This is a genomic window from Streptomyces sp. CoH27, from assembly GCF_020181035.1.
GTDB classification, from domain to species: Bacteria; Actinomycetota; Actinomycetes; order Streptomycetales; family Streptomycetaceae; genus Streptomyces; species Streptomyces camelliae.
This window is the reverse complement of the sequence record NZ_JAIQYY010000011.1, coordinates 337,732-358,413: the sequence shown is the minus strand read 5'-3', so window position 1 is coordinate 358,413 and position 20,682 is coordinate 337,732. Positions and strand designations below refer to the sequence as shown.

Here is a 20,682-nt window from a genome sequence, read left to right as displayed (position 1 = left end):
CTGAGACCTGATGCCGAGCCGATTGTGGTGAAGTGGATGATCCTATGCTGTCGAGAAAAGCCTCTAGCGAGTTTCATGGCGGCCCGTACCCTAAACCGACTCAGGTGGTCAGGTAGAGAATACCGAGGCGTTCGGGTGAACTATGGTTAAGGAACTCGGCAAAATGCCCCCGTAACTTCGGGAGAAGGGGGGCCACACCTGGTGATCCGATTTACTCGGTGAGCTGGGGGTGGCCGCAGAGACCAGCGAGAAGCGACTGTTTACTAAAAACACAGGTCCGTGCGAAGCCGTAAGGCGATGTATACGGACTGACGCCTGCCCGGTGCTGGAACGTTAAGGGGACCGGTTAGCTCACTTTCGGGTGGGCGAAGCTGAGAACTTAAGCGCCAGTAAACGGCGGTGGTAACTATAACCATCCTAAGGTAGCGAAATTCCTTGTCGGGTAAGTTCCGACCTGCACGAATGGCGTAACGACTTCTCGACTGTCTCAACCATAGGCCCGGTGAAATTGCACTACGAGTAAAGATGCTCGTTTCGCGCAGCAGGACGGAAAGACCCCGGGACCTTTACTACAGTTTGATATTGGTGTTCGGTTCGGCTTGTGTAGGATAGCTGGGAGACTTTGAAGCAGGCACGCCAGTGTTTGTGGAGTCGTCGTTGAAATACCAGTCTGGTCGTGCTGGATGTCTAACCTGGGTCCGTGATCCGGATCAGGGACAGTGTCTGATGGGTAGTTTAACTGGGGCGGTTGCCTCCTAAAGGGTAACGGAGGCGCCCAAAGGTTCCCTCAGCCTGGTTGGCAATCAGGTGTTGAGTGTAAGTGCACAAGGGAGCTTGACTGTGAGACCGACGGGTCGAGCAGGGACGAAAGTCGGGACTAGTGATCCGGCGGTGGCTTGTGGAAGCGCCGTCGCTCAACGGATAAAAGGTACCCCGGGGATAACAGGCTGATCTTCCCCAAGAGTCCATATCGACGGGATGGTTTGGCACCTCGATGTCGGCTCGTCGCATCCTGGGGCTGGAGTCGGTCCCAAGGGTTGGGCTGTTCGCCCATTAAAGCGGTACGCGAGCTGGGTTTAGAACGTCGTGAGACAGTTCGGTCCCTATCCGCTGTGCGCGTAGGAGTCTTGAGAAGGGCTGTCCCTAGTACGAGAGGACCGGGACGGACGAACCTCTGGTGTGCCAGTTGTTCTGCCAAGGGCATGGCTGGTTGGCTACGTTCGGGAGGGATAACCGCTGAAAGCATCTAAGCGGGAAGCCTGCTTCGAGATGAGGACTCCCACCCACTTGATGGGGTAAGGCTCCCAGTAGACGACTGGGTTGATAGGCCGGATCTGGAAGCCAGGTAACTGGTGGAGGTGACCGGTACTAATAGGCCGAGGGCTTGTCCTCAGTTGCTCGCGTCCACTGTGTTGGTTCTGANGGTAACTGGTGGAGGTGACCGGTACTAATAGGCCGAGGGCTTGTCCTCAGTTGCTCGCGTCCACTGTGTTAGTTCTGAGGCAACGACCGTTGCCGGCTTTGAGTAGAACGCATAACAGAAAAGTGTGCTTGTTCGCTCGAAACCATTAGGGTTTCGGTGGTCATAGCGTGAGGGAAACGCCCGGTTACATTCCGAACCCGGAAGCTAAGCCTCACAGCGCCGATGGTACTGCAGGGGGGACCCTGTGGGAGAGTAGGACGCCGCCGAACAATCTTTGGAGGACCCCTGGTCCCAGCGTTCAGCTGGGACCAGGGGTCCTTTTGTTTTTACAATGCTTGCGGTACCGAAGACAGGAGTCACCATGTCCACCAACTCTCCCGACGACCGACCGGAGCGCGACCAGCGGCGACGGGACAGTGGTGACCGCGGCGACCGTGGCGGCTACCGCGGGGACCGCCGTGACAGCGACCGCCGTGGCAGTGACCGTGGTGGCTACGGTCGGCGTGATGACAGCCGTGGCGGCGGGTACGGCGACCGCGGTGGCTACGGCCGCCGTGATGACCGTCGTGACGATCGGCGCGATGACCGCCGTGACGACCGGCGCGATGACCGCCGTGACGACCGGCGCGATGACCGCCGTGACGACCGGCGCGATGACCGCCGTGGTGGTGGTTATGGTGAGCGTCGTGACCGGGGTCCGCGTCCGGCGTTCCAGCGGGACGACCGTGACCGTGGGCCGCGTCGTGACGACCGCCGCGACGACCGGGGCTTCCGTCGTGACGACCGCGGTGGCGACCGGCCGGCCTTCCGCCGCGACGACGACCGTCGTGGTACCGACCGTGGCGGCTATGGGCGCCGCGATGACAGCCGTGGCGGCGGCTACGGCGACCGCGGTGGCTACGGCCGCCGTGACGACCGGCGCGATGACCGCCGCGACGACCGTCGTGGTGGTGGTTATGGTGAGCGTCGTGACCGGGGTCCGCGTCCGGCGTTCCAGCGGGACGACCGTGACCGTGGGCCGCGTCGTGACGACCGCCGCGACGACCGGGGCTTCCGTCGTGACGACCGCGGTGGCGACCGGCCGGCCTTCCGCCGCGACGACGAGCGTGGCAGTTACGTGCGACGCGATGACCGGAGGGACGACCGTCGGGACGACCGGCGTGGTGAGGACCGTGGCGGCTTCCGGCGGGAAGGCGACCGCGCTGAGCGCGGTGAGCGTGGTGACCGCGGCGGGTTCCGGGGCCGGGACGAGCGTGGTGGCCGTGGGCCGCGGCGGGACGACCGCGGTGGGCGGCCCGGTGGTTTCCGGCGTGACGACGACCGCGGTGGCTACGGGCGCCGTGACGACCGCCGTGGCGGTGGCCGCTTCCGCGATGAGCGCGACCGTGACCGGGACCGCGACCGCGAGCCGATCAAGCGGCTGCCGATCCCGGAGGACGTCACCGGCGACGAGATCGACAAGGACGTTCGTCAGGAGCTGCAGAGCCTGCCCAAGACGCTCGCCGACGATGTCGCCAGGAACCTGGTGATGGTCGCGCGGCTCATCGACGAGGACCCCGAGGGCGCGTACGGCTACTCCAGGGTGGCCCTGCGCCTGGCGTCCCGCGTGGCCGCCGTACGCGAGGCGGCCGGGTTCGCCGCGTACGCCAACCAGAAGTACAGCGAGGCCCTGGCCGAGTTCCGTGCCGCGCGCCGGATGACCGGCAGCGTGGAGCTGTGGCCGGTGATGGCCGACTGCGAGCGTGGGCTCGGGCGGCCGGAGAAGGCGCTGGACATGGCCGGCGCCCCGGAGGTGCACAAGCTGGACAAGGCCGGTCAGGTCGAGATGCGGCTCGTCGCGGCCGGCGCCCGGCGTGACATGGACCAGCTGGACGCGGCCATCGTGACCCTGCAGAGCCCCGAGCTGGCGTCCAACTCGGTGCAGCCGTGGACCGCGCGCCTGCGCTACGCGTACGCCGACGCTCTGCTGGCCGCCGGCCGGGAAGGCGAGGCGCGGGACTGGTTCGCCAAGGCCGTCGAGGCCGACCGGGACGGCAGTACGGACGCCTCGGACCGGCTTGCCGAGCTGGACGGCGTGGAGTTCGTCGACGCCCTGGACGAGACCGGGACCGAGGGTGGCACCGAGTCGTCCGCGCACGTCTCCGAGGAGGACGACGACAACGACGCTGACGACGCTGACAAGGACGACGACAAGGACTGACGTCCGTCACTGAGAAGAGGGCAGGCTCCTCACGGAGCCTGCCCTCTTTTTGTATGCCGCTGCATGCCTGTATGCCGTCGGCTCAGATCTCCAGCGCCCGAAGCACCAGTCCCGACGCCGGCTTGGGGCCGAACGACGTCGATTTGCGGGGCATGGTCACGCCCTGGCGGGCCAGGTCGCGTACGACCTCCTCGCGGACGGGGTGCATCAGGACGGCCGTTCCGCCGTCGCGTTCCGCCTTGGTGACCGTCGCGGCCGTGTCGTGGATGTAGGCGATGTCGGCGGGTGAGTCCTCGGGGATGTGCCAGACGTGGTCGAGGAGCGTGGCGTGCAGGACCGTGGCGTCCAGGGAGCGCCAGGCGGTGGGGCGGTCGGCCGGGATCGTGCGGGCCAGCAGGTCCGGGTCCGGGCGGTCGAGCAGGTGGAAGGCGCCGTCGCCGGCGAGCAGGAAGGCGTTGCCCGTGCAGGTCGCGTCCGCGAGCACCTCCAGGGCGTCGGCCAGAGGCACGTCGAGGCGGCGTATCCGGAACAGGCCCTCCACGGCGGTCAGCGCGTCCGCGACCGGCAGGCGGTGCAGCAGGCGGTGGATGGCGCGGACGCGCAGCGGGTAGCGGGCGGTGTCGACGAGGAGCACCAGGCCGTAGTCCCAGGGGCCGGGGGAGGGCTGTTCCGCGCGGAGGAGCCGGTAGGTGGCCCAGCGGTGGTGGCCGTCGGCGATGAGGGCCTGGTGCCGGGCGAGGTCCGTCTGGATACGGCTCAGGTCGGCCGGGTCGGTGACCGACCACAGGCTGTGGTGGAAGCCGTCCTCGGTGGTCGTCGAGAGCAGCGGAGGCTTCTCCGCCGTACGCTCGATCACCTCGGCGGTGGTGCCGTTGCCGCGGTAGGTCAGCAGCAGCGGTTCCAGGTTCGCGCGCGTGGCGCGCATCAGAGCCGCGCGGTCGGCGACCACGGGGGGCATGACGTCCTCGTGCGGCAGCACCACGCCCTCGGCCGGCTCCGAGATCCGCAGGGTGCCGATGACACCGCGCTGGAGCATGCCGCCTCCGTCCCGCTGTTCGTAGACGTACAGGCAGGGTTCGGGGTCCGCGGTGAGGATGCCCTCGGCCAGCCAGCGGCGCAGGGTGTCGGCCGCCTGTTCGGTGCCGGCGCTCGGGGTGCCGGCCTGGGGCAGGATCAGCCGGACGATGTTGTGCGGGTCGGCGGACTGGAGGTGGTGCACCCCGTCGGGCCGTACGACGACGTCGTACGGCGGGGAGGTGACGGCGGCGAGGCTGCCGACCCGTTCGGGGTCGTAGCGAAGGCCTCGGAACGGCGTGAGTTCCAGGCCTCGGGGCGCCCTTGCTTCCGAGTGACCTGCGGTATTCATCCCGGCATCGTACGTGTGTCAGTGGCGTGCGGGATGATCGGGGGAAAGGCGATCGAACGAGGAGCGATGTGGAATGAGCCAGGCGGTCAGGACGAGGCCCGAGGGCAGTGGGCAGCCCCTGAGCGAGGCGTACGACACGGCGCTGCTCGATCTGGACGGGGTGGTGTACGCGGGCGGGAACGCGATCGTGCACGCGGTCGACTCGCTGACGGTGGCGCGTGCGGGCGGGATGCATCTGGCGTACATCACGAACAACGCGCTGCGGACGCCGGACACGGTGGCCGAGCACCTCACGGAGCTGGGCATACCGACAGGCGCTGACGATGTCATCACGTCCGCGCAGGCGGTGGCGCGCCTGATCAGCGAACAGGTGCCGGCCGGGGCGCGGGTGCTGGTGATCGGCGGTGAGGGGCTGCGGGTGGCGCTGCGCGAGCGGGGGCTCACGCCCGTGGAGTCGGCGGACGACGATCCGGCGGCAGTGGTGCAGGGGTTCGGCGGGCCCGAGCTGACCTGGGGGCGGTTCGCGGAGGCGTCGTACGCGGTGGCGCGCGGGGTGCCGTGGTTCGCGTCCAACACGGATCTGACGATTCCGAGCGGGCGGGGCATCGCGCCGGGCAACGGGGCGGCGGTGGAGGTCGTGCGGATCGCGACGGGCAAGGAGCCGCAGGTCGCGGGCAAGCCGCTGCCGCCGATGCACAAGGAGACGATCATCCGTACCGGTGCGAAGCGGCCGCTGGTGGTCGGGGACCGGCTGGACACGGACATCGAGGGGGCGTTCAACGGCGGGGTCGATTCGCTGCTCGTGCTGACCGGCGTCACCGACGGCGCCCAGCTGCTGGCCGCGCCGCCGCAGCACCGGCCGACGTACGTGGACGCGGATCTGCGCGGGCTGCTCACCGGGCAGCCGGAGGTCGGCCCGCTCACGGCGGGCTTCCACTGCGGTGGCTGGACGGCGACGGCCGGCGCGGACCGACTGGAGCTGGAGGGTGACGGCGAGCCGCTGGACGGCCTGCGGGCGCTGTGCGCGGCGGCCTGGACGGCGGCGGGCGAGGGTTCCTGCGAGCTGGACGGGGGGAAGGCGCTGGCACGTCTCGGACTGTGACGCTTACGCACCCAGGGATCGAGATCGGTAGCGAGGGTAGGCTAACCTAACCTCGTGTTGGTCGACAGTCCTCCGGAACAGCGCGCGGAGACCGCCCCCGCGCCCCCAAGTCGCAAGGCGGTACGGGCCCTTGGGCTCCTGCTCTCCGTCGCGGTCCTGGTGCTCGTCGCCCTGGCGAGCATCGCGATCGGGGCGAAGGCGCTCTCGCCGGACCAGGTCTGGCACGGCCTGTTCCATGACAGGGGGACGTACGGCGACGTCGTCGTGGACGAGCGGCTCTCGCGCACGGTGCTCGGTCTGCTGGCCGGTGCCGCGCTCGGTCTGTCCGGTGCCGTGCTCCAGGCGCTCACCCGTAATCCGCTGGCCGATCCCGGGCTGCTCGGGATCAACGCCGGTGCCTCGGCCGCCGTCGTCACCGCCATCACCTATCTCGGCGTCACCAGCCTGACCGGCTACGTGTGGTTCGCCTTCCTCGGCGCGGCGGCGGTCGGCGCGCTGGTGTGGTTCCTCGGCGGCAGCCGGGGCGCCACCCCGGTCCGGCTGGCGCTCGCCGGTACGGCCATCAGCGCGGCCCTGTACGGCTATCTCCAGGCCGTGATGATCATGGACGACGCGGCCCTGGGCAAGATGCGCTTCTGGACGGTGGGTTCGCTGGCCTCGGCCACGAACTCCACCATCCTGCAGGTGCTGCCCTTCCTCGCGGCCGGCATGCTCCTCGCGCTCGGGCTGGCCCGGCCGCTGAACGCCGTGGCGATGGGCGACGACACGGCCCGCGCCCTCGGCGCCCACCTGGGCCGCACCCGTGCGCTCGCCATGCTGGCCGCCACCGTGCTCTGCGGTGCCGCGACCGCCGCCTGCGGCCCGATCGTGTTCGTCGGCCTGATGGTGCCGCACGTCGTGCGCTCCTTCACCGGCCCCGACCTGCGCTGGATCCTGCCGTACGCCACGGTTCTGTCGCCCGTTCTGCTGCTCGGCGCCGATGTCCTCGGCCGGGTCGTGGCCCGTCCCTCGGAGCTCCAGGTCGGCATCGTCACCGCTCTGATCGGTGGCCCGGTCTTCATCTTTCTCGTACGACGGCGGAGGACGGCCCAGCTGTGAAGACCCACTCCACGAGCCGGTCCACGAGCCGGTCCACGAGCCGGTCCACAAGCCGGACCGCGAGCCGTGCCGTGCGCACTCCCGGCGGGTTCTCCCTTCGCGTGGACCCGCGTGCCCTGATCGTCGTCGTCCTGCTGCTGGCCGCCGCCTGCGCGGCCGGTGTCGCGCTGATCGGCACCGGCGACGCGGGGATTCCGGCGGCCGACGTGCTGAAGACCCTCGCCGGGAGCGGCACCGCGTACCAGGACTTCATCGTGAACGAGCTGCGGCTGCCGCGCGTGCTGGTCGGTCTGCTGGTCGGCGCCTCGCTCGGTCTCGGCGGTGCGCTGTTCCAGTCCGTCTCCCGCAATCCGCTGGGCAGTCCGGACGTCCTCGGTCTGTCACAGGGGTCGACGGCCGGTGCGCTGGTCGTGATCGTGCTGATGTCCGGCACCTCCGCTCAGGTCACCTTCGGTGCGCTGGTCGGCGGCCTGGTGACCGGGTGCGCCATCTATCTGCTCGCCTGGAAGCAGGGCGTGCACGGATACCGACTGGTCCTGGTCGGTATCGGTGTCTCCACGATCGCGACCGCGGTCAACGGCTATCTGCTCACCAAGGCCGACCTGGTCGACGCGGCCCGCGCGGTCGTGTGGATGACAGGCTCCCTCAACGGCCGGGACTGGGACCAGGTCTGGCCACTGCTCGCCCTGTGCGCGGTCCTCGTCCCGCTGGTCCTCGCCAACGCGCGCGGCCTTCGGATGATGGAGATGGGCGACGACGTCGCGAACGCCCTCGGGGTGCGTGTGCAGCGCGTCCGGCTGGTGCTGATGGTCTCCGCCGTGCTGCTCACCGCCGCCGCCACCGCGGCCGCCGGCCCCGTCAGTTTCGTCGCGCTCACCGCACCGCAGCTCGCCCGGCGCCTGACCCGCTCGCCGGGCCCGAACCTCGTGCCCTCCCTCTGCATGGGCGCCGCCCTGCTGGTCGCCGCCGACTGGGCCTCCCAGCGCCTCTTCGGCGCCGACCAGCTGCCCGTCGGCGTGGTCACCGGCGTCCTCGGCGGCGGCTATCTGCTGTGGCTGCTGGTCACCGAGCGCAGGGCGGGCCGGATATGAAGCGCATGCACGGCGGGTCGGATGCGCGCGGCACGAACCCGAACACCCCGAGGAGCACTGTGAACCGCCTGTCCGCCGAGAACGTCACCCTCGCCTACGACCAGCGCGTCATCGCCGAACAGCTGTCGGTGGAGATCCCCGACAACTCCTTCACGGTGATCGTCGGCCCGAACGCATGCGGCAAGTCGACGCTGCTGCGGGCGCTGTCGCGGATGCTCAGGCCCAGCGAGGGCCGGGTACTGCTCGACGGGCAGGTCATCCAGTCGATGCCCGCGAAGAAAGTCGCCCGGACCCTCGGCCTGCTGCCGCAGTCGTCCATCGCGCCCGACGGCATCACCGTCGCCGACCTCGTGGGCCGCGGCCGCTACCCGCGCCAGGGCCTGCTGCGCCAGTGGTCGGCCGAGGACGAGCGGGTCGTACAGGAGTCCATGCGGCAGACCGGGGTCGACGGGCTGGCCGACCGGTACGTCGACGAGCTGTCCGGCGGGCAGCGCCAGCGGGTGTGGATCGCCATGGCGCTGGCCCAGCAGACCCCGCTGCTGCTCCTGGACGAGCCGACCACCTACCTCGACATCCAGCACCAGATCGACGTCCTCGACCTGTGCGCCGAGCTGCACGAGGAGCAGGGGCGCACGCTGGTGGCCGTGCTGCACGACCTCAACCACGCGGCCCGCTACGCCACCCACCTGATCGCCCTGCGCGGCGGCGAGGTCGTCGCCGAGGGTGCCCCGAACGACATCGTCACGGCCGAGCTGGTCGAGGAGGTCTTCGGACTGCGCTGCCAGATCATCGACGACCCGGAGACGGGCACCCCGCTCGTCGTCCCGGCGGCCAGGAAGGCGCGGGTCACAGCAGCTACCTGAGCCGGAAGGTCACAGCAGCTACTTGAGCCGGAAGGTCACAGCAGCTTCCTGAGCCGGAACAGGTCCAGCAGGCTCGCCTCCAGCCGCACCCGGCCTCTGCCCCAGGCGGTCGCGAAGTTCAGCTCGCCGCCCACCAGGGCCACCAGGTCGTCCCCGGCCATGGCGAGCCTGATCTGCGCCTTGTCGTGCGGCGGGCCGGGGTGGGTGTCGTCCACCTCGATCCGGCCGTTGGTCATCCGGCCGACGAAGGTGACGTCCAGGTCGGTGATGTGACAGGTCACCGAGCGGTCCAGGGCGGCGGCCGCCCGGACGTCGCCCTCGGCGCCCTGCATGTTGTCCGAAAGCTTGCCCAGTGCGGCGCGGCACTCCTCGATCGTGGCCATCGCCCCCGACGGTACCCCAGCGGTTCGCGATAGCGTCGGGGCATGAGCGACTCGGTACCGGAGACGGAGATCCCCGCGGAGGCGCGGGAAGCGGCGGAGGCGTACGATCCGGCCGCGCCCGCCCCCCTGAACGTCCCGCGCGCCCCCACCGGCAACGCCGAGGTCGACGCCCAGCTCGACCGGCTCGCCGACACCGACCACCTCGCCACCGACGGACACGTCGAGGTGTACGAGGATGTACATGGGGGGCTGCGCGACGCGCTCACCGCGCTCGACGCCCGCCCGGGACCTCCGGCTCCCACCCGTCACCCGACCGCCGCCCCCCAATGAGACCCTTCGGGTCACACCTTTTGAATGGCCGTAACAGAGAACAAAAGCAGGAGCTGAACCGAACGTGGCAGGAGTCGCACGCCGTCGTCTGGACGCGGAGCTGGTCCGCCGGAAGCTCGCGCGCTCGCGCGAGCACGCCAGCCAGCTGATCGCCGCCGGGCGGGTCACCGTCGGCAGGACCGTGGCGACCAAGCCGGCCACGCAGGTGGAGACGGCCGCGGCGATCGTCGTCCAGGCCGACGACAGCGACCCCGACTACGTTTCCCGGGGCGGCCACAAGCTCGCCGGCGCGTTCAAGGCCTTCGTCCCGCAGGGGCTCGTGGTCGAGGGCCGGCGCGCGCTGGACGCCGGTGCGTCCACCGGCGGCTTCACCGACGTGCTGCTGCGCGCGGGCGCCGCGCACGTCGTCGCCGTGGACGTCGGCTACGGCCAGCTCGCCTGGTCTCTGCAGAACGATGAACGCGTCACCGTCAAGGATCGTACGAACGTAAGGGAGTTGACGCTCGACGCGATCGATGGGGAAGCTGTGGATCTTGTCGTGGGTGATCTGTCCTTCATCCCGCTCGGGCTGGTGCTGCCGGCCCTCAAGCGGTGCGTGAAGCCGGACGCCGACCTGGTGATGATGGTCAAGCCGCAGTTCGAAGTGGGCAAGGAACGGCTCGGTAGCGGGGGTGTCGTACGGAGTCCGCAGCTGCGGGCGGAGGCCGTGCGGGCAGTGGCCGAGAAGGCCTGGGAGCTGGGGCTCGGGGTGCGTGGTGTCACCGCGAGTCCGCTGCCCGGGCCCTCGGGCAATGTCGAGTACTTTCTCTGGCTGCGGTCCGGGGCTCCCCGCCTGGACCCGGCCGACGTCGACCGTGCAGTGGCGGAGGGGCCGCGTTGACACAGAACCTGGCGCGTACTGTTTTCCTGCTCGCCCACACCGGGCGGCCCGCGGCGATCCGCAGTGCGGAACTCGTCGTCAAGGGGCTGCTCCGGCATGGCATCGGGGTGCGGGTGCTGGAGGAGGAGGCGCGCGACCTGCCGCTGCCCGAGGAGGTGGGGCTGGTCAAGGAGGCGACACCGGACTGCCTCGACGGGTGCGAGCTGCTGATCGTCCTCGGCGGCGACGGAACGCTGCTGCGGGGCGCCGAGTTCGCCCGGGCGTCCGGGGTGCCGATGCTCGGCGTCAACCTCGGACGGGTGGGATTCCTCGCGGAGGCCGAGCGCGACGACCTCGATCGGGTGGTCGACCGGGTGGTGGCGCGGTCGTACGAGGTCGAGGAGCGGATGACCGTCGACGTCGTGGTGCACCGCAACGGGGACATCGTGCACACCGACTGGGCGCTGAACGAGGCGGCCGTGCAGAAGGCCGGCGCCGAGAAGCTGCTGGAAGTCGTGCTGGAGATCGACGGGCGCCCGGTGACGGGGTTCGGCTGCGACGGTGTCGTGCTGTCCACGCCGACCGGGTCCACGGCGTACGCCTTCTCCGCCGGCGGGCCGGTGGTGTGGCCGGAGGTGGAGGCGCTGCTGATGGTGCCGATCAGCGCGCACGCGCTGTTCGCCAAGCCGCTGGTGACCTCGCCGGACTCCGTGCTGGCCGTGGAGGTTCTGCCGCACATCCCGCCGGGGGTGCTGTGGTGCGACGGGCGGCGGACCGTGGAGCTGCCGCCCGGGGCGCGGGTGGAGGTGCGGCGGGGGGCGGTGCCGGTGCGGCTGGCCCGGCTGCACCACTCGTCGTTCACGGACCGGTTGGTGGCGAAATTCGCGTTGCCGACGACGGGATGGCGGGGGGCGCCTCACCACTCGACGGAGTGAGACAGGCAGCCTGTGTGCACTCCCCGCCCCGGACCTCGTATGGTCTGTTCCGTGTTGGAGGAGATGCGGATACGGTCGCTCGGGGTCATCGACGACGCCGTCGTCGAGCTGTCGCCCGGGTTCACCGCCGTCACCGGTGAGACGGGTGCGGGCAAGACCATGGTGGTCACCAGCCTGGGGCTGCTGCTCGGCGGGCGGGCGGATCCGGCGCTCGTGCGGATCGGGGCCGGGAAGGCGGTCGTGGAGGGGCGGATCACCGTCCCCTCGGGCGCGCCGGTCGTCGTACGGGCCGAGGAGGCCGGCGCCGAGCTCGACGACGGGGCGCTGCTGATCAGCCGTACCGTTTCCGCCGAGGGCCGCTCGCGGGCGCACGTCGGCGGGCGCAGCGTGCCCGTGGGGCTGCTCGCCGAGCTGGCCGACGAGCTGGTGGCCGTGCACGGGCAGACCGATCAGCAGGGGCTGCTGAAGCTGTCCCGGCAGCGGCAGGCGCTGGACCGGTACGCGGGGGACGCCGTCGCCGTACCGCTGGCGAAGTATGCCGAGGCCTACCGGCGGCTGCGGGCCGTTGCCGCCGAGCTGGAGGAGATCACCACGCGCGCGCGTGAGCGGGCGCAGGAAGCCGACATGCTGCGCTACGGCCTCGATGAGATCGCCGGCGTCGAGCCGCGGGCCGGGGAGGACGTGGAGCTGGCCGAGGAGGCCGAGCGGCTGGGGCACGCCGAGGCGCTGTCGTCCGCCGCGACGGCCGCGCACGCCGCTCTCGCGGGCAATCCCGAGGACCCCGAGGGAATCGACGCCTCGACCCTCGTCGCGGGCGCGCACCGGGCCCTGGAGGCCGTACGCGCCCACGATCCCGCGCTGGCCGCGCTGGCCGACCGGATCGGGGAGATCGGGATCCTGCTCGGGGACGTCGCCGGTGAGCTGGCGGGGTACGCCGACGATCTCGACGCCGACCCGCTGCGGCTGGCGGTCGTGGAGGAGCGCCGGGCGGCTCTCAACGCCCTCACGCGCAAGTACGGCGACGACATCGACGCCGTGCTGGCGTGGGCCGAGCGGAGCGCCGCGCGGCTGACCGAGCTGGACGGCGACGACGAGCGGATCGGGGAGCTGGCCGCCGAGCGGGACGCGCTCCGTACCGAACTGGGCGGTCTCGCACAGGCGCTGACGGACGCGCGGACGGAGGCGGCCGAGCGGTTCGCCGCCGCGGTGACCGCCGAGCTGGCCTCGCTGGCGATGCCCCACGCGCGCGTGTCCTTCGACATCCGGCAGACCGAGGACCCCGACGGCGTCGAGGTCGGCGGCCGGCCGGTCGCCTACGGTCCGTCGGGCGCGGACGAGGTCGAACTGCTCCTCGCCCCGCACCCGGGTGCCCCGCCGCGGCCCATCGCCAAGGGCGCCTCCGGTGGTGAGCTGTCCCGCGTGATGCTGGCGGTGGAGGTCGTCTTCGCGGGCACCGACCCGGTGCCGACGTACCTCTTCGACGAGGTCGACGCCGGTGTCGGCGGCAAGGCCGCGGTCGAGATCGGGCGGCGGCTGGCGAAGCTCGCCAAGTCCGCGCAGGTCGTCGTCGTCACCCACCTGCCCCAGGTCGCCGCGTTCGCCGACCGGCAGCTGCTGGTCGAGAAGACCAACGACGGGTCCGTCACCCGGTCCGGCGTGAAGGTCCTGGAGGGCGAGGAACGGATCCGGGAACTGTCCCGCATGCTGGCCGGCCAGGAGGACTCCGAGACGGCCCGCGCCCACGCCGAGGAACTGCTGGCGACGGCACGGGCGGATCTCTGACGGGAACACGGGCGGATCTCTGACGGGAACTAGGGTGGCGGGATGACCGGCACCCGAAAGTCCCGCTCCTTCCTGCTGTCCGCCGCGCTCACCCGGGCCGGTTTCGCGTTCCTGCGCACCGGCCTGCCCGGGAGAGCCGTGCGTTGGGAGCGGAAGAACTACGCCGGGCGGACGGTCGACCTGTATGCCGGGCCCGCCTCGGCGCTGGGTACGGCCGTCGCTGCCGCGCGGGTGCATCCCGGGGCCGGGCTCGCCGTGCTGGCCGCCGGGGTGTGCGGGGCGTACGACGATGTCGCGGGGGATCATCGGCGTGGGTTCCGGGCGCACCTGAAGGCCCTGCGGGACGGCGAAGTCACCAGCGGTGCCGTCAAGTTGTTCGGGATATCGGCCGCCGGGCTCGTCGCGGGCGCGCTGCTGAAGGAGCGGCCGCCGGACAAGGTGCTCGCCGGGATCGTGATCGCGGGGACCGCCCACTTCGTCAACCTGGTCGATGTACGGCCGGGACGGGCGCTCGGCGCGGTGCTGGCGCTCGGGGCGCCGGGGCTGCTGCGCGAGGGGCCGGGCGGTGAGCTGGCCGCCGTCGCGATGGGCGGCGCTGCGGCCGTGCTGCCCGACGACCTCGGCGAGCGCGCCATGATCGGGGACACGGGGGCGCACGCCCTCGGTGCCGCGCTGGGGGCGGCCGTCGTGGCGGGCAACCGGCGCGCGGGGCTGCTCGCGCACGCCGTCGCGGTCGTGGCCGCCGCCGTGCACGGGGACCGGGTGAGCGCTTGGGCGCGGGCGCTGTGAGCGTCTGACCTCCCCGTATGCGCTCGCACGGGGCTCGGCCGTGCCGGGGTTTCCTTCACCCTTGTGGGTGACGTGCTCCGGCGTATTGCCCCCGGCTCACCGCGCTGTGCGCCCGCCGGATTTCCCGTAACGGCCGTTCCGCCTGGCATGCTTGAGGGCACCCGGTCCGTGCGGGAGGGGTGCGGGGAGTACGTCCTTCCACCCCCCTGAGCCCGCTACCTTCTGTACGTTTCCTCGTGACCGCCCACGTCGAACCAGGAGCCCCGGCCCCGTGAGCCCCCTGAGCAGCAACGCGCCGCACGGCCAGTCGCCGCTGCGCACCGTGCAGGTGCTGGGCGGAGGCAACGCCGGCAGCAGCGCGCACGTGCGCTCCCTGGCCGAGGGGCTGGTCGCGCGGGGCGTGCGGGTCACGGTGTGCGCCCCCGTCGAGGCCGACCGCATCTACGACTTCACCGGCGCCGGAGCCGAGCACGTGCACGTGCCGCGCAGCAGCGACCCCGTCTCGGTGGCCGCGCTCCGGGCCGCCTGCGCGGGCGCCGACCTGGTGCACGCGCACGGGCTGCACGCCTCCTTCCGGGCGGTGCTCGCGCTCAGCGGCCGGCGCACCCCGCTGGTGGTCACCTGGCACGACCGGGCCCGCGCGGAGGGCCCGCGGGCGCACATGCTGCGGCTGCTGGAACGGCGCGTGGTGCGCACCGCGGCCGTCGTCCTCGGCACCAGCTCCGATCTGGTGGACCGGGCCCGGCGGACGGGGGCGCGGGACGCCCGGCTGGCCGCCGCCGGCCTGCCCGGACCGAGCACGCCCGCCGACCGCGACGACCCCGACCGGCTGCGTGCCAAGATCCGGGCCGAACTCGGTGCCACCGGACGCCCGTTGCTCATCGCGGTCGGCTCCCTCGACCGGCACCGCGGCTACGACGTCCTGCTCGACGCCGCCCGCGCCTGGCGGCAGCTGGATCCCGTCCCGCAGGTCGTGATCGCGGGGGAGGGGCCGCTGCGCCCGCAGCTGACGCGGCGGATCGAGGACGAGGAGCTTCCGGTGCGGCTCATCGGCCGCCGCGAGGACGTGCCCGAACTGCTCGCCGCCGCCGATCTGGCGCTGCTGACGAGCAGTTGGGAGTCGCGCTCCGTCCTCGCCCAGGAGGCGCTCTACGCGCGCGTGCCGCTCGTCGCGACCCGGGTCGGCGGCATCCCCGACCTCGTCGGCGACGCGGCCGCACTCGTTCCGTACGGCGACCCGGAGGCGCTCGCCGGCACCGTCGTCCACCTCCTCGCCGACCCGGAGCGGTGCCAGGAGCTGCGGGAGGCGGGGGTGCGGCAGGCGGCCGGCTGGCCGACCGAGGACGAGACGGTCGCCCAAGTGCTCAGCGTCTACGACGAGTTGACGCAGCCCCGGCCGCTGGCCTGAGCGGGTCCCCTACGGCACGTGGCGGCGGGCGCGCAGCGCGAGGCTCAACGCCAGGACCGTCTGCGGGTCGTCGAGGTCGGTGCCGAGCAACTCGCCGATGCGGGCGAGGCGGTTGTAGAGGGTCTGCCGGTTCAGATGCAGCTCGCGGGCCGTCTCCGCCTTGCGCCCTGCGTGTGCCAGGTACGTCTCCAGGGTCGGCAGCAGCGGCGGCCTGGAGCGGCGGTCGTGGTCGCGCAGCGGGCCGATCGCGCGGTCCACGAACGCGGCGAGGTCCGGGTGGTCGCGCAGCCGCCACAGGAGGAGGTCGATGTCGAGGCGCCGGGCGTCGTACCAGGGGCGGTCCGTGAGCCCCTGGGCCGCCGTCGCCGTCTCCGCCGCGTGCCGCAGGCCCGCCGACGCGGCCGCCCAGCCGCCCGCCACGCCGACCACCACGACCGGCGGCGGCGAGCCCGGCCGGCGCATCCCGGCCCGCTCCACCCCTGCCCGGAGCGCCGCCGCCACCCGGTCCGCGACCGCCGCCCGCTCCGGCTCCGCGCGCAGCCCCAGCAGCACCAGCACCCGGCCCTCCACCGGCCGCACACCCAACAGCACCGGCACCCCCACTGCGGCCAGCTCCTCCGAGACCGCCCGCGCCAGCACCGCCCAGCCCCCGCCCGGGGAAAGGGAGTCGCCCATCCGCATCACCACCGGCAGCAGCGGGCTGTCGCCGGGCTTGAAGCCGAGCACCCGGGCCTGCGCCGGGGCGTCCTGCGCCGAGATGCGGCCCTCGGCGAGATCGGTGAGGAAGTCACCGCGTCCGCGCGCCGCGAGCTCCTCCTCCTGCCGGGCCTGCATCAGCACCACGGCCAGGATGCCCGCGGCCCGCTCGGCGGCGATCCGGTGCACCGGCGCCAGCGGTGAGCGCACCGGCAGCAGCACGAGCCGGGCGCGCACCGAGCCCGCCGTACCCAGGCCGCCGCCGGGCACGTCCACGAGCACTGAACCGGCGGGCGGCGGTGCCTCCTTGTGCGGGCCGCGCAGCCCCTCCCACACCTGGAGCGGATCCGCGCCCTCGGGCCCTTCCCCGGCGGCGTACAGCAGCCGGGCGTCGGCGGTCTCCAGGAACACCGGGTTGCCGCTGAAGTCCGCCAGAATGCCCAGCACCTGCGGCACCCCGCCACCGCCCAGCAGGGCCTCGGTGCAGCGGCGGTGCACCTCCTCGGCGCGCTGGAGAAGCGCGTAGTGGCCGTTGACGATCTCGGTGTGGATCTCCTCGGTCACCGTCACGAACGGCACTTCGCGGTGCAGCTGGACCAGCGGCAGCCCGGCGGCGCGGGCGGTGTCCACGAGGGCCGCGGGCAGCCGGGTGAAGCGCGGGCCCAGCTCCACCACCAGGGCGGCGATCCCGCGCTCGGCGAGCGTGCGCACGAACGCCCGCTGCTCGGCCGGGCGGGTGCCGAGGCCGTAGCCCGTGGTGAGCAGCAGTTCGCCGCCCTTGAGCAGCGAGGCGATGTTCGGCACTTCGCCCGCGTGCACCCAGCGCACGGTCCGCCCCAGCCGGTCGGCACCCGCCATGATCTCCGGCAGTCCGCTGCGCAGTCCGGGCAGCTCAAGGGCCCGCTGCACGGTGATACCGGCGCCCTGGGTGTCGAGTCGGTGGTCCGTACGGCTGTCCATGCAGCGGACGCTACCTGCGGGAACGTTCTCAGGACAGCTCCGGGTCACACCGGCTTGACGGTGTGGTTGAACCGGAAGACGTTGTCGGGGTCGTACGCCCGCTTGACCTTCTCCAGGCGCAGCGTGTTCCCGGCGCCGAGGCCCGCCCGGACCCGCTCGGGGCCCTCGTCACCGATGAGGGTGAGGCAGACGTCCCCGGTGCTCCAGGGCCGTACGCCGGCGCACACGTCCCGCACCCAGGCCCGGTTCGGTTCGTCGGCGGCGGGGTCCGCCCAGCAGGCGAAGGGGTGCACGGTCCACAGCGCGTCCCGGTACGGCACCGGGTAGGCGCGGGGGCCGGTGGCGATCGCGCCGCCGAGCGGAAGGAGCGTGAGCCGGCCCGCGCTCGGCACCGGCATGTCCGCCGCGCGGGCGCAGAGGACGTCCACGGCCGCGTCGGGCAGACCGTCCAGGCACTCCGCCGACCCGTCGCCGCGCAGTCCGGCAGGCGGGTACGGCAGCTCCAGCGCCTGGGCACCGCACAGCTCCGTCTCGTGCGGCAGGGCCAGCAGGGGCGCGGCGAGCTCACGCAGGCCGCGCTCACCGCCCGCGTACGTCAGCAGGGCACCGCACCGCGCCGGCGGACCGGCCAGGTACAGCACGGCCCCGCCCAGCTCGTGTGGACCGGTGCGGATCAGCTCGCGGAAGGTGCGGACCACGTCCGGGCCGGACTCCAGCGGGTACAGCGGCAGCGCGACCGAGAACTCGGGCAGTTCGTGCACCTCCAGGGTGAGCGCCGTCGCCACCCCGAAGTTGCCGCCCGCGCCGTGCAGCGCCCAGAACAGCTCCGGGTTCTCGTCGGCGTTCGCGTGCACCCGCTCGGCGTCGGCGGTCACCAGCTCCACACCGATGAGGTCGTCGACGGCGAGCCCGAAGACGCGGTCCAGCCGGCCGGTGCCGCCGCCGAGGACGGAGCCGGCGACTCCCGCGCCCGGGGCGTGGCATCCGGAGGCCGCGAGGCCGTAGGGCCGCAGCGCCCGGTCCAGGTCGCTCATCGTGGCCCCGCCCTCGACCCGGACCGCCTCGGCCGCCGGGTCGACGACGACCGCGCGCATCCTGCGCAGATCCACCACCAGCGCGCCGTCGACCAGGGTGCCCGCCAGCCCGTGCCCGCCGCCGCGGACCGCGATGTGCAGGTCCAGGCCACGGGCGAAGCGCACCGCCCGGACCACGTCGGCCGCGTCCGCGCACTGCGCGATCACGGCCGGACGCCGGTCGATCCTCGCGTTGACGACGGCCCGGGCCTCGTCGTAGCCCGGGTCGCCCGGGGCGAACACCTCGCCGGCCAGATCCTCGCGGAGCGCGGCGAGGGCTCTGTGGGCTGTGGAACGGGAAGCCATGGCAGCCCCCTTCCGAGCAGGGTGCTGCTGTTCAGCCTAGGCGGATCGCTCAGCCGCCGTAGGCTCCCGAAGCCGTCAGCCGCAGTGCCGTGTCGATCAGTGGCACGTGGCTGAACGCCTGCGGGAAGTTGCCGACCTGGCGCTGCAGGCGCGGGTCCCACTCCTCGGCGAGCAGGCCGAGGTCGTTGCGCAGGTCGAGGAGCTTCTCGAAGAGCTTGCGCGCCTCGTCCACGCGGCCGATCATCGCCAGGTCGTCCGCCATCCAGAACGAGCAGGCCAGGAAGGCGCCCTCGTCGCCCGGCAGGCCGTCGACGCCCTCGTTGTCGCCCTCCGTGGGGTAGCGCAGGATGAACCCGTCCGCGGTGGACAGCTCGCGCTGGATGGCCTCGATCGTGCCGATCACCCGCTTGTCGTCCGGCGGCAGGAAGCCCATCTGGGGGATCAGCAGCAGCGAGGCGTCCAGCTCCTGGGAGCCGTAGGACTGGGTGAAGGTGTTGCGCTCCTTGTCGTAGCCCTTCTCGCACACGTCCCGGTGGATGTCGTCGCGCAGCTCCTTCCAGCGCTCCAGCGGGCCGTCCGCGTCCCCGGACTCGATCAGCTTGATCGTGCGGTCGACGGCGACCCAGGCCATCACCTTGGAGTGCACGAAGTGCCGGCGCGGGCCGCGCACCTCCCAGATGCCCTCGTCCGGCTCCTGCCAGTGGTCCTCCAGATAGCGGATCAGCTTCAGCTGGAGCAGCGAGGCGTAGTCGCTGCGGGCCAGGCCCGTCATGTGCCCCAGGTGCAGGGCCTCGGTGACCTCGCCGTACACGTCCAGCTGGAGCTGGTGCGCGGCGCCGTTGCCGACCCGGACCGGGGCCGAGTTCTCGTAGCCCGGCAGCCAGTCCAGCTCGGCCTCGCCCAGCTCGCGCTCACCGGCGATGCCGTACATGATCTGCAGGTTCTCCGGGTCGCCGGCGACCGCGCGCAGCAGCCATTCGCGCCAGGCGCGGGCTTCCTCGCGGTAGCCGGTGCGCAGCAGCGACGACAGGGTGATCGCGGCGTCGCGCAGCCAGGTGTAGCGGTAGTCCCAGTTACGGACGCCGCCGATGTCCTCCGGCAGGGAGGTCGTGGGCGCGGCGACGATGCCGCCGGTGGGGGCGTACGTCAGCGCCTTCAGGGTGATCAGCGAGCGGATCACCGCTTCGCGGTACGGCCCGTGGTACGTACAGTGCTCCACCCATTCGTGCCAGAACTCCTCCGTCGCCTCCAGCGAGGCCTCCGGCTCCGGCAGCGGCGGGGGCTCCTTGTGCGAGGGCTGCCACGAGATGGTGAACGCGATCCGGTCACCCGGGGCGACCGTGAAGTCGGAGTACGTCGTCAGCGACTTTCCGTAGGTCTCGGTGTCCGTGTCGAACCACACCGAGTCCGGTCCGGCGACGGCCACCGTACGGCCCTCGTGCTTGTGCACCCAGGGCACCACCCGGCCGTAGGAGAACCGCATCCGCAGCGCGGAGCGCATCGGGACCCGGCCGGTGACACCCTCGACGATCCGGATCAGCTGCGGCGCGCCGTCACGCGGGGGCATGAAGTCGGTCACCCGGACCGTGCCGCGCGGGGTGTCCCACTCCGACTCCAGGATCAGCGAGTCGCCGCGGTAGCCGCGTCGGGAGGCCGTCGGCGGCTTGGCGTCGGCCGCGTGCGCCGGGCCGAGCCGCCAGAAGCCGTGCTCCTCGGTGCCCAGCAGGCCGGCGAAGACGGCATGCGAGTCGAAGCGGGGCAGGCACAGCCAGTCCACCGTGCCGTCCCGGCAGACCAGTGCGGCGGTCTGCATGTCTCCGATGAGTGCGTAGTCTTCGATGCGCCCGGCCACGTGCAACTCCAGTCGAACGGCCACGTCACACCCCCGCGCAGGGGGCTGTCGCTGATGCGGTCAAGGGGTCGATGTTGTGCGTTGTTGAGCGGTGAAGCAAAGCAGCCCGCCGAGCCCTGAGGCAAAACGACAGTCCATGCTCAACGAACTGCCGCGCTCTCGTTGT

The 20,682-nt window shown here is 71.9% G+C and carries 17 protein-coding genes and 2 rRNA genes; 14 read left to right on the top strand and 5 right to left on the bottom strand.

Translation table 11 applies throughout. The features are described from left to right. The 4 genes from LE548_RS20985 to LE548_RS20970 all read left to right on the top strand — a co-directional run. Positions 1–1,392, top strand: a 23S ribosomal RNA gene (locus LE548_RS20985); the annotation flags it as partial. Positions 1,393–1,575: 183 nt separating this feature from the next. Then, positions 1,576–1,692 (top strand): 5S ribosomal RNA (rrf, locus tag LE548_RS20980). A gap of 189 nt (positions 1,693–1,881) precedes the next feature. Next, entirely contained in the window at positions 1,882–2,952 is a 1,071-nt protein-coding gene (locus tag LE548_RS20975) for a hypothetical protein (protein WP_225098453.1), read from the top strand. Beyond that, complete coding sequence (locus LE548_RS20970; protein WP_225098452.1) at positions 2,844–3,623, top strand: hypothetical protein; 780 nt, start codon at positions 2,844–2,846, stop codon at positions 3,621–3,623. Before LE548_RS20975 ends, LE548_RS20970 begins: the two co-directional genes overlap by 109 nt. 82 nt (positions 3,624–3,705) lie before the next feature. On the opposite strand, the gene LE548_RS20965 is transcribed toward LE548_RS20970, so the two are convergent. Further along, positions 3,706–4,989, bottom strand: a complete 1,284-nt coding sequence (locus tag LE548_RS20965) for a DUF1015 domain-containing protein (RefSeq protein WP_225098433.1) — start codon at positions 4,987–4,989, stop codon at positions 3,706–3,708. A gap of 73 nt (positions 4,990–5,062) precedes the next feature. Here LE548_RS20965 and LE548_RS20960 point away from each other — a divergent pair, with 73 nt between their 5' ends. The 4 genes from LE548_RS20960 to LE548_RS20945 all read left to right on the top strand — a co-directional run bounded on the left by LE548_RS20960 (position 5,063) and on the right by LE548_RS20945 (position 9,143). Then, complete coding sequence (locus LE548_RS20960; protein ID WP_225098432.1) at positions 5,063–6,091, top strand: HAD-IIA family hydrolase; 1,029 nt, start codon at positions 5,063–5,065, stop codon at positions 6,089–6,091. A gap of 54 nt (positions 6,092–6,145) precedes the next feature. Beyond that, positions 6,146–7,189 (top strand): iron ABC transporter permease, encoded by a 1,044-nt coding sequence (locus tag LE548_RS20955; RefSeq protein ID WP_225098431.1) that lies wholly within the window; start codon positions 6,146–6,148, stop codon positions 7,187–7,189. 71 nt (positions 7,190–7,260) lie between these two features. Beyond that, positions 7,261–8,280: an iron chelate uptake ABC transporter family permease subunit gene (locus tag LE548_RS20950; protein ID WP_225098430.1), complete on the top strand. Its 1,020-nt coding sequence runs from the start codon at positions 7,261–7,263 to the stop codon at positions 8,278–8,280. 5 nt (positions 8,281–8,285) lie between these two features. Continuing rightward, positions 8,286–9,143, top strand: coding sequence for an ABC transporter ATP-binding protein (locus LE548_RS20945; protein ID WP_225098451.1), 858 nt, complete (start codon positions 8,286–8,288; stop codon positions 9,141–9,143). 35 nt (positions 9,144–9,178) lie between these two features. Here the strand turns inward: LE548_RS20945 and LE548_RS20940 are convergent, their stop codons facing one another. Further along, the gene (locus tag LE548_RS20940; protein WP_225098429.1) at positions 9,179–9,526 is read right to left on the bottom strand and encodes a sterol-binding protein; all 348 of its coding nucleotides are present in this window, start codon (positions 9,524–9,526) and stop codon (positions 9,179–9,181) included. Positions 9,527–9,568: 42 nt separating this feature from the next. Here LE548_RS20940 and LE548_RS20935 point away from each other — a divergent pair, with 42 nt between their 5' ends. The 6 genes from LE548_RS20935 to LE548_RS20910 all read left to right on the top strand — a co-directional run bounded on the left by LE548_RS20935 (position 9,569) and on the right by LE548_RS20910 (position 15,629). Further along, positions 9,569–9,856: a hypothetical protein gene (locus LE548_RS20935; protein WP_225098428.1), complete on the top strand. Its 288-nt coding sequence runs from the start codon at positions 9,569–9,571 to the stop codon at positions 9,854–9,856. A gap of 64 nt (positions 9,857–9,920) precedes the next feature. After that, entirely contained in the window at positions 9,921–10,736 is an 816-nt protein-coding gene (locus LE548_RS20930; RefSeq protein WP_225098427.1) for a TlyA family RNA methyltransferase, read from the top strand. Further along, positions 10,733–11,650 carry an NAD kinase gene (locus LE548_RS20925; protein ID WP_225098426.1) on the top strand — a complete coding sequence of 306 codons (918 nt, stop codon included), beginning with the start codon at positions 10,733–10,735 and terminating at the stop codon, positions 11,648–11,650. Before LE548_RS20930 ends, LE548_RS20925 begins: the two co-directional genes overlap by 4 nt. Positions 11,651–11,689: 39 nt before the next feature. Next, the gene (gene recN, locus LE548_RS20920; protein ID WP_225098425.1) at positions 11,690–13,432 is read left to right on the top strand and encodes a DNA repair protein RecN; all 1,743 of its coding nucleotides are present in this window, start codon (positions 11,690–11,692) and stop codon (positions 13,430–13,432) included. 42 nt (positions 13,433–13,474) lie between these two features. Continuing rightward, positions 13,475–14,221: a hypothetical protein gene (locus tag LE548_RS20915; protein WP_225098424.1), complete on the top strand. Its 747-nt coding sequence runs from the start codon at positions 13,475–13,477 to the stop codon at positions 14,219–14,221. Positions 14,222–14,492: 271 nt separating this feature from the next. Next, positions 14,493–15,629, top strand: a complete 1,137-nt coding sequence (locus LE548_RS20910) for a glycosyltransferase family 4 protein (protein ID WP_225098423.1) — start codon at positions 14,493–14,495, stop codon at positions 15,627–15,629. Positions 15,630–15,638: 9 nt separating this feature from the next. Here LE548_RS20910 and LE548_RS20905 read toward each other — a convergent pair whose 3' ends face one another. Genes LE548_RS20905 through LE548_RS20895 form a run of 3 tightly spaced genes read right to left on the bottom strand, consistent with a single transcriptional unit; the run spans position 15,639 to position 20,516 of the window. After that, complete coding sequence (locus LE548_RS20905; protein WP_225098422.1) at positions 15,639–17,285, bottom strand: PucR family transcriptional regulator; 1,647 nt, start codon at positions 17,283–17,285, stop codon at positions 15,639–15,641. A 44-nt stretch (positions 17,286–17,329) separates the two neighbouring features. Continuing rightward, positions 17,330–18,664 (bottom strand): FAD-binding oxidoreductase, encoded by a 1,335-nt coding sequence (locus LE548_RS20900; protein ID WP_225098421.1) that lies wholly within the window; start codon positions 18,662–18,664, stop codon positions 17,330–17,332. 49 nt (positions 18,665–18,713) lie between these two features. Next, positions 18,714–20,516 (bottom strand): glycoside hydrolase family 15 protein, encoded by a 1,803-nt coding sequence (locus LE548_RS20895; protein ID WP_225098450.1) that lies wholly within the window; start codon positions 20,514–20,516, stop codon positions 18,714–18,716. Positions 20,517–20,682: the final 166 nt, after the last annotated feature.

Bases quoted from the DNA above. Each gene is read 5' to 3' on its own strand.
- LE548_RS20965 (WP_225098433.1), bottom strand. From the start codon at position 4,989: ATGAATACCGCAGGTCACTCGGAAGCAAGGGCGCCCCGAGGCCTGGAA.
- LE548_RS20960 (WP_225098432.1), top strand. From the start codon at position 5,063: ATGAGCCAGGCGGTCAGGACGAGGCCCGAGGGCAGTGGGCAGCCCCTG.
- LE548_RS20945 (WP_225098451.1), top strand. From the start codon at position 8,286: ATGCACGGCGGGTCGGATGCGCGCGGCACGAACCCGAACACCCCGAGG.
- LE548_RS20940 (WP_225098429.1), bottom strand. From the start codon at position 9,526: ATGGCCACGATCGAGGAGTGCCGCGCCGCACTGGGCAAGCTTTCGGAC.
- LE548_RS20935 (WP_225098428.1), top strand. From the start codon at position 9,569: ATGAGCGACTCGGTACCGGAGACGGAGATCCCCGCGGAGGCGCGGGAA.
- recN (WP_225098425.1), top strand. From the start codon at position 11,690: ATGGTCTGTTCCGTGTTGGAGGAGATGCGGATACGGTCGCTCGGGGTC.
- LE548_RS20915 (WP_225098424.1), top strand. From the start codon at position 13,475: ATGACCGGCACCCGAAAGTCCCGCTCCTTCCTGCTGTCCGCCGCGCTC.
- LE548_RS20905 (WP_225098422.1), bottom strand. From the start codon at position 17,285: ATGGACAGCCGTACGGACCACCGACTCGACACCCAGGGCGCCGGTATC.
- LE548_RS20900 (WP_225098421.1), bottom strand. From the start codon at position 18,664: ATGGCTTCCCGTTCCACAGCCCACAGAGCCCTCGCCGCGCTCCGCGAG.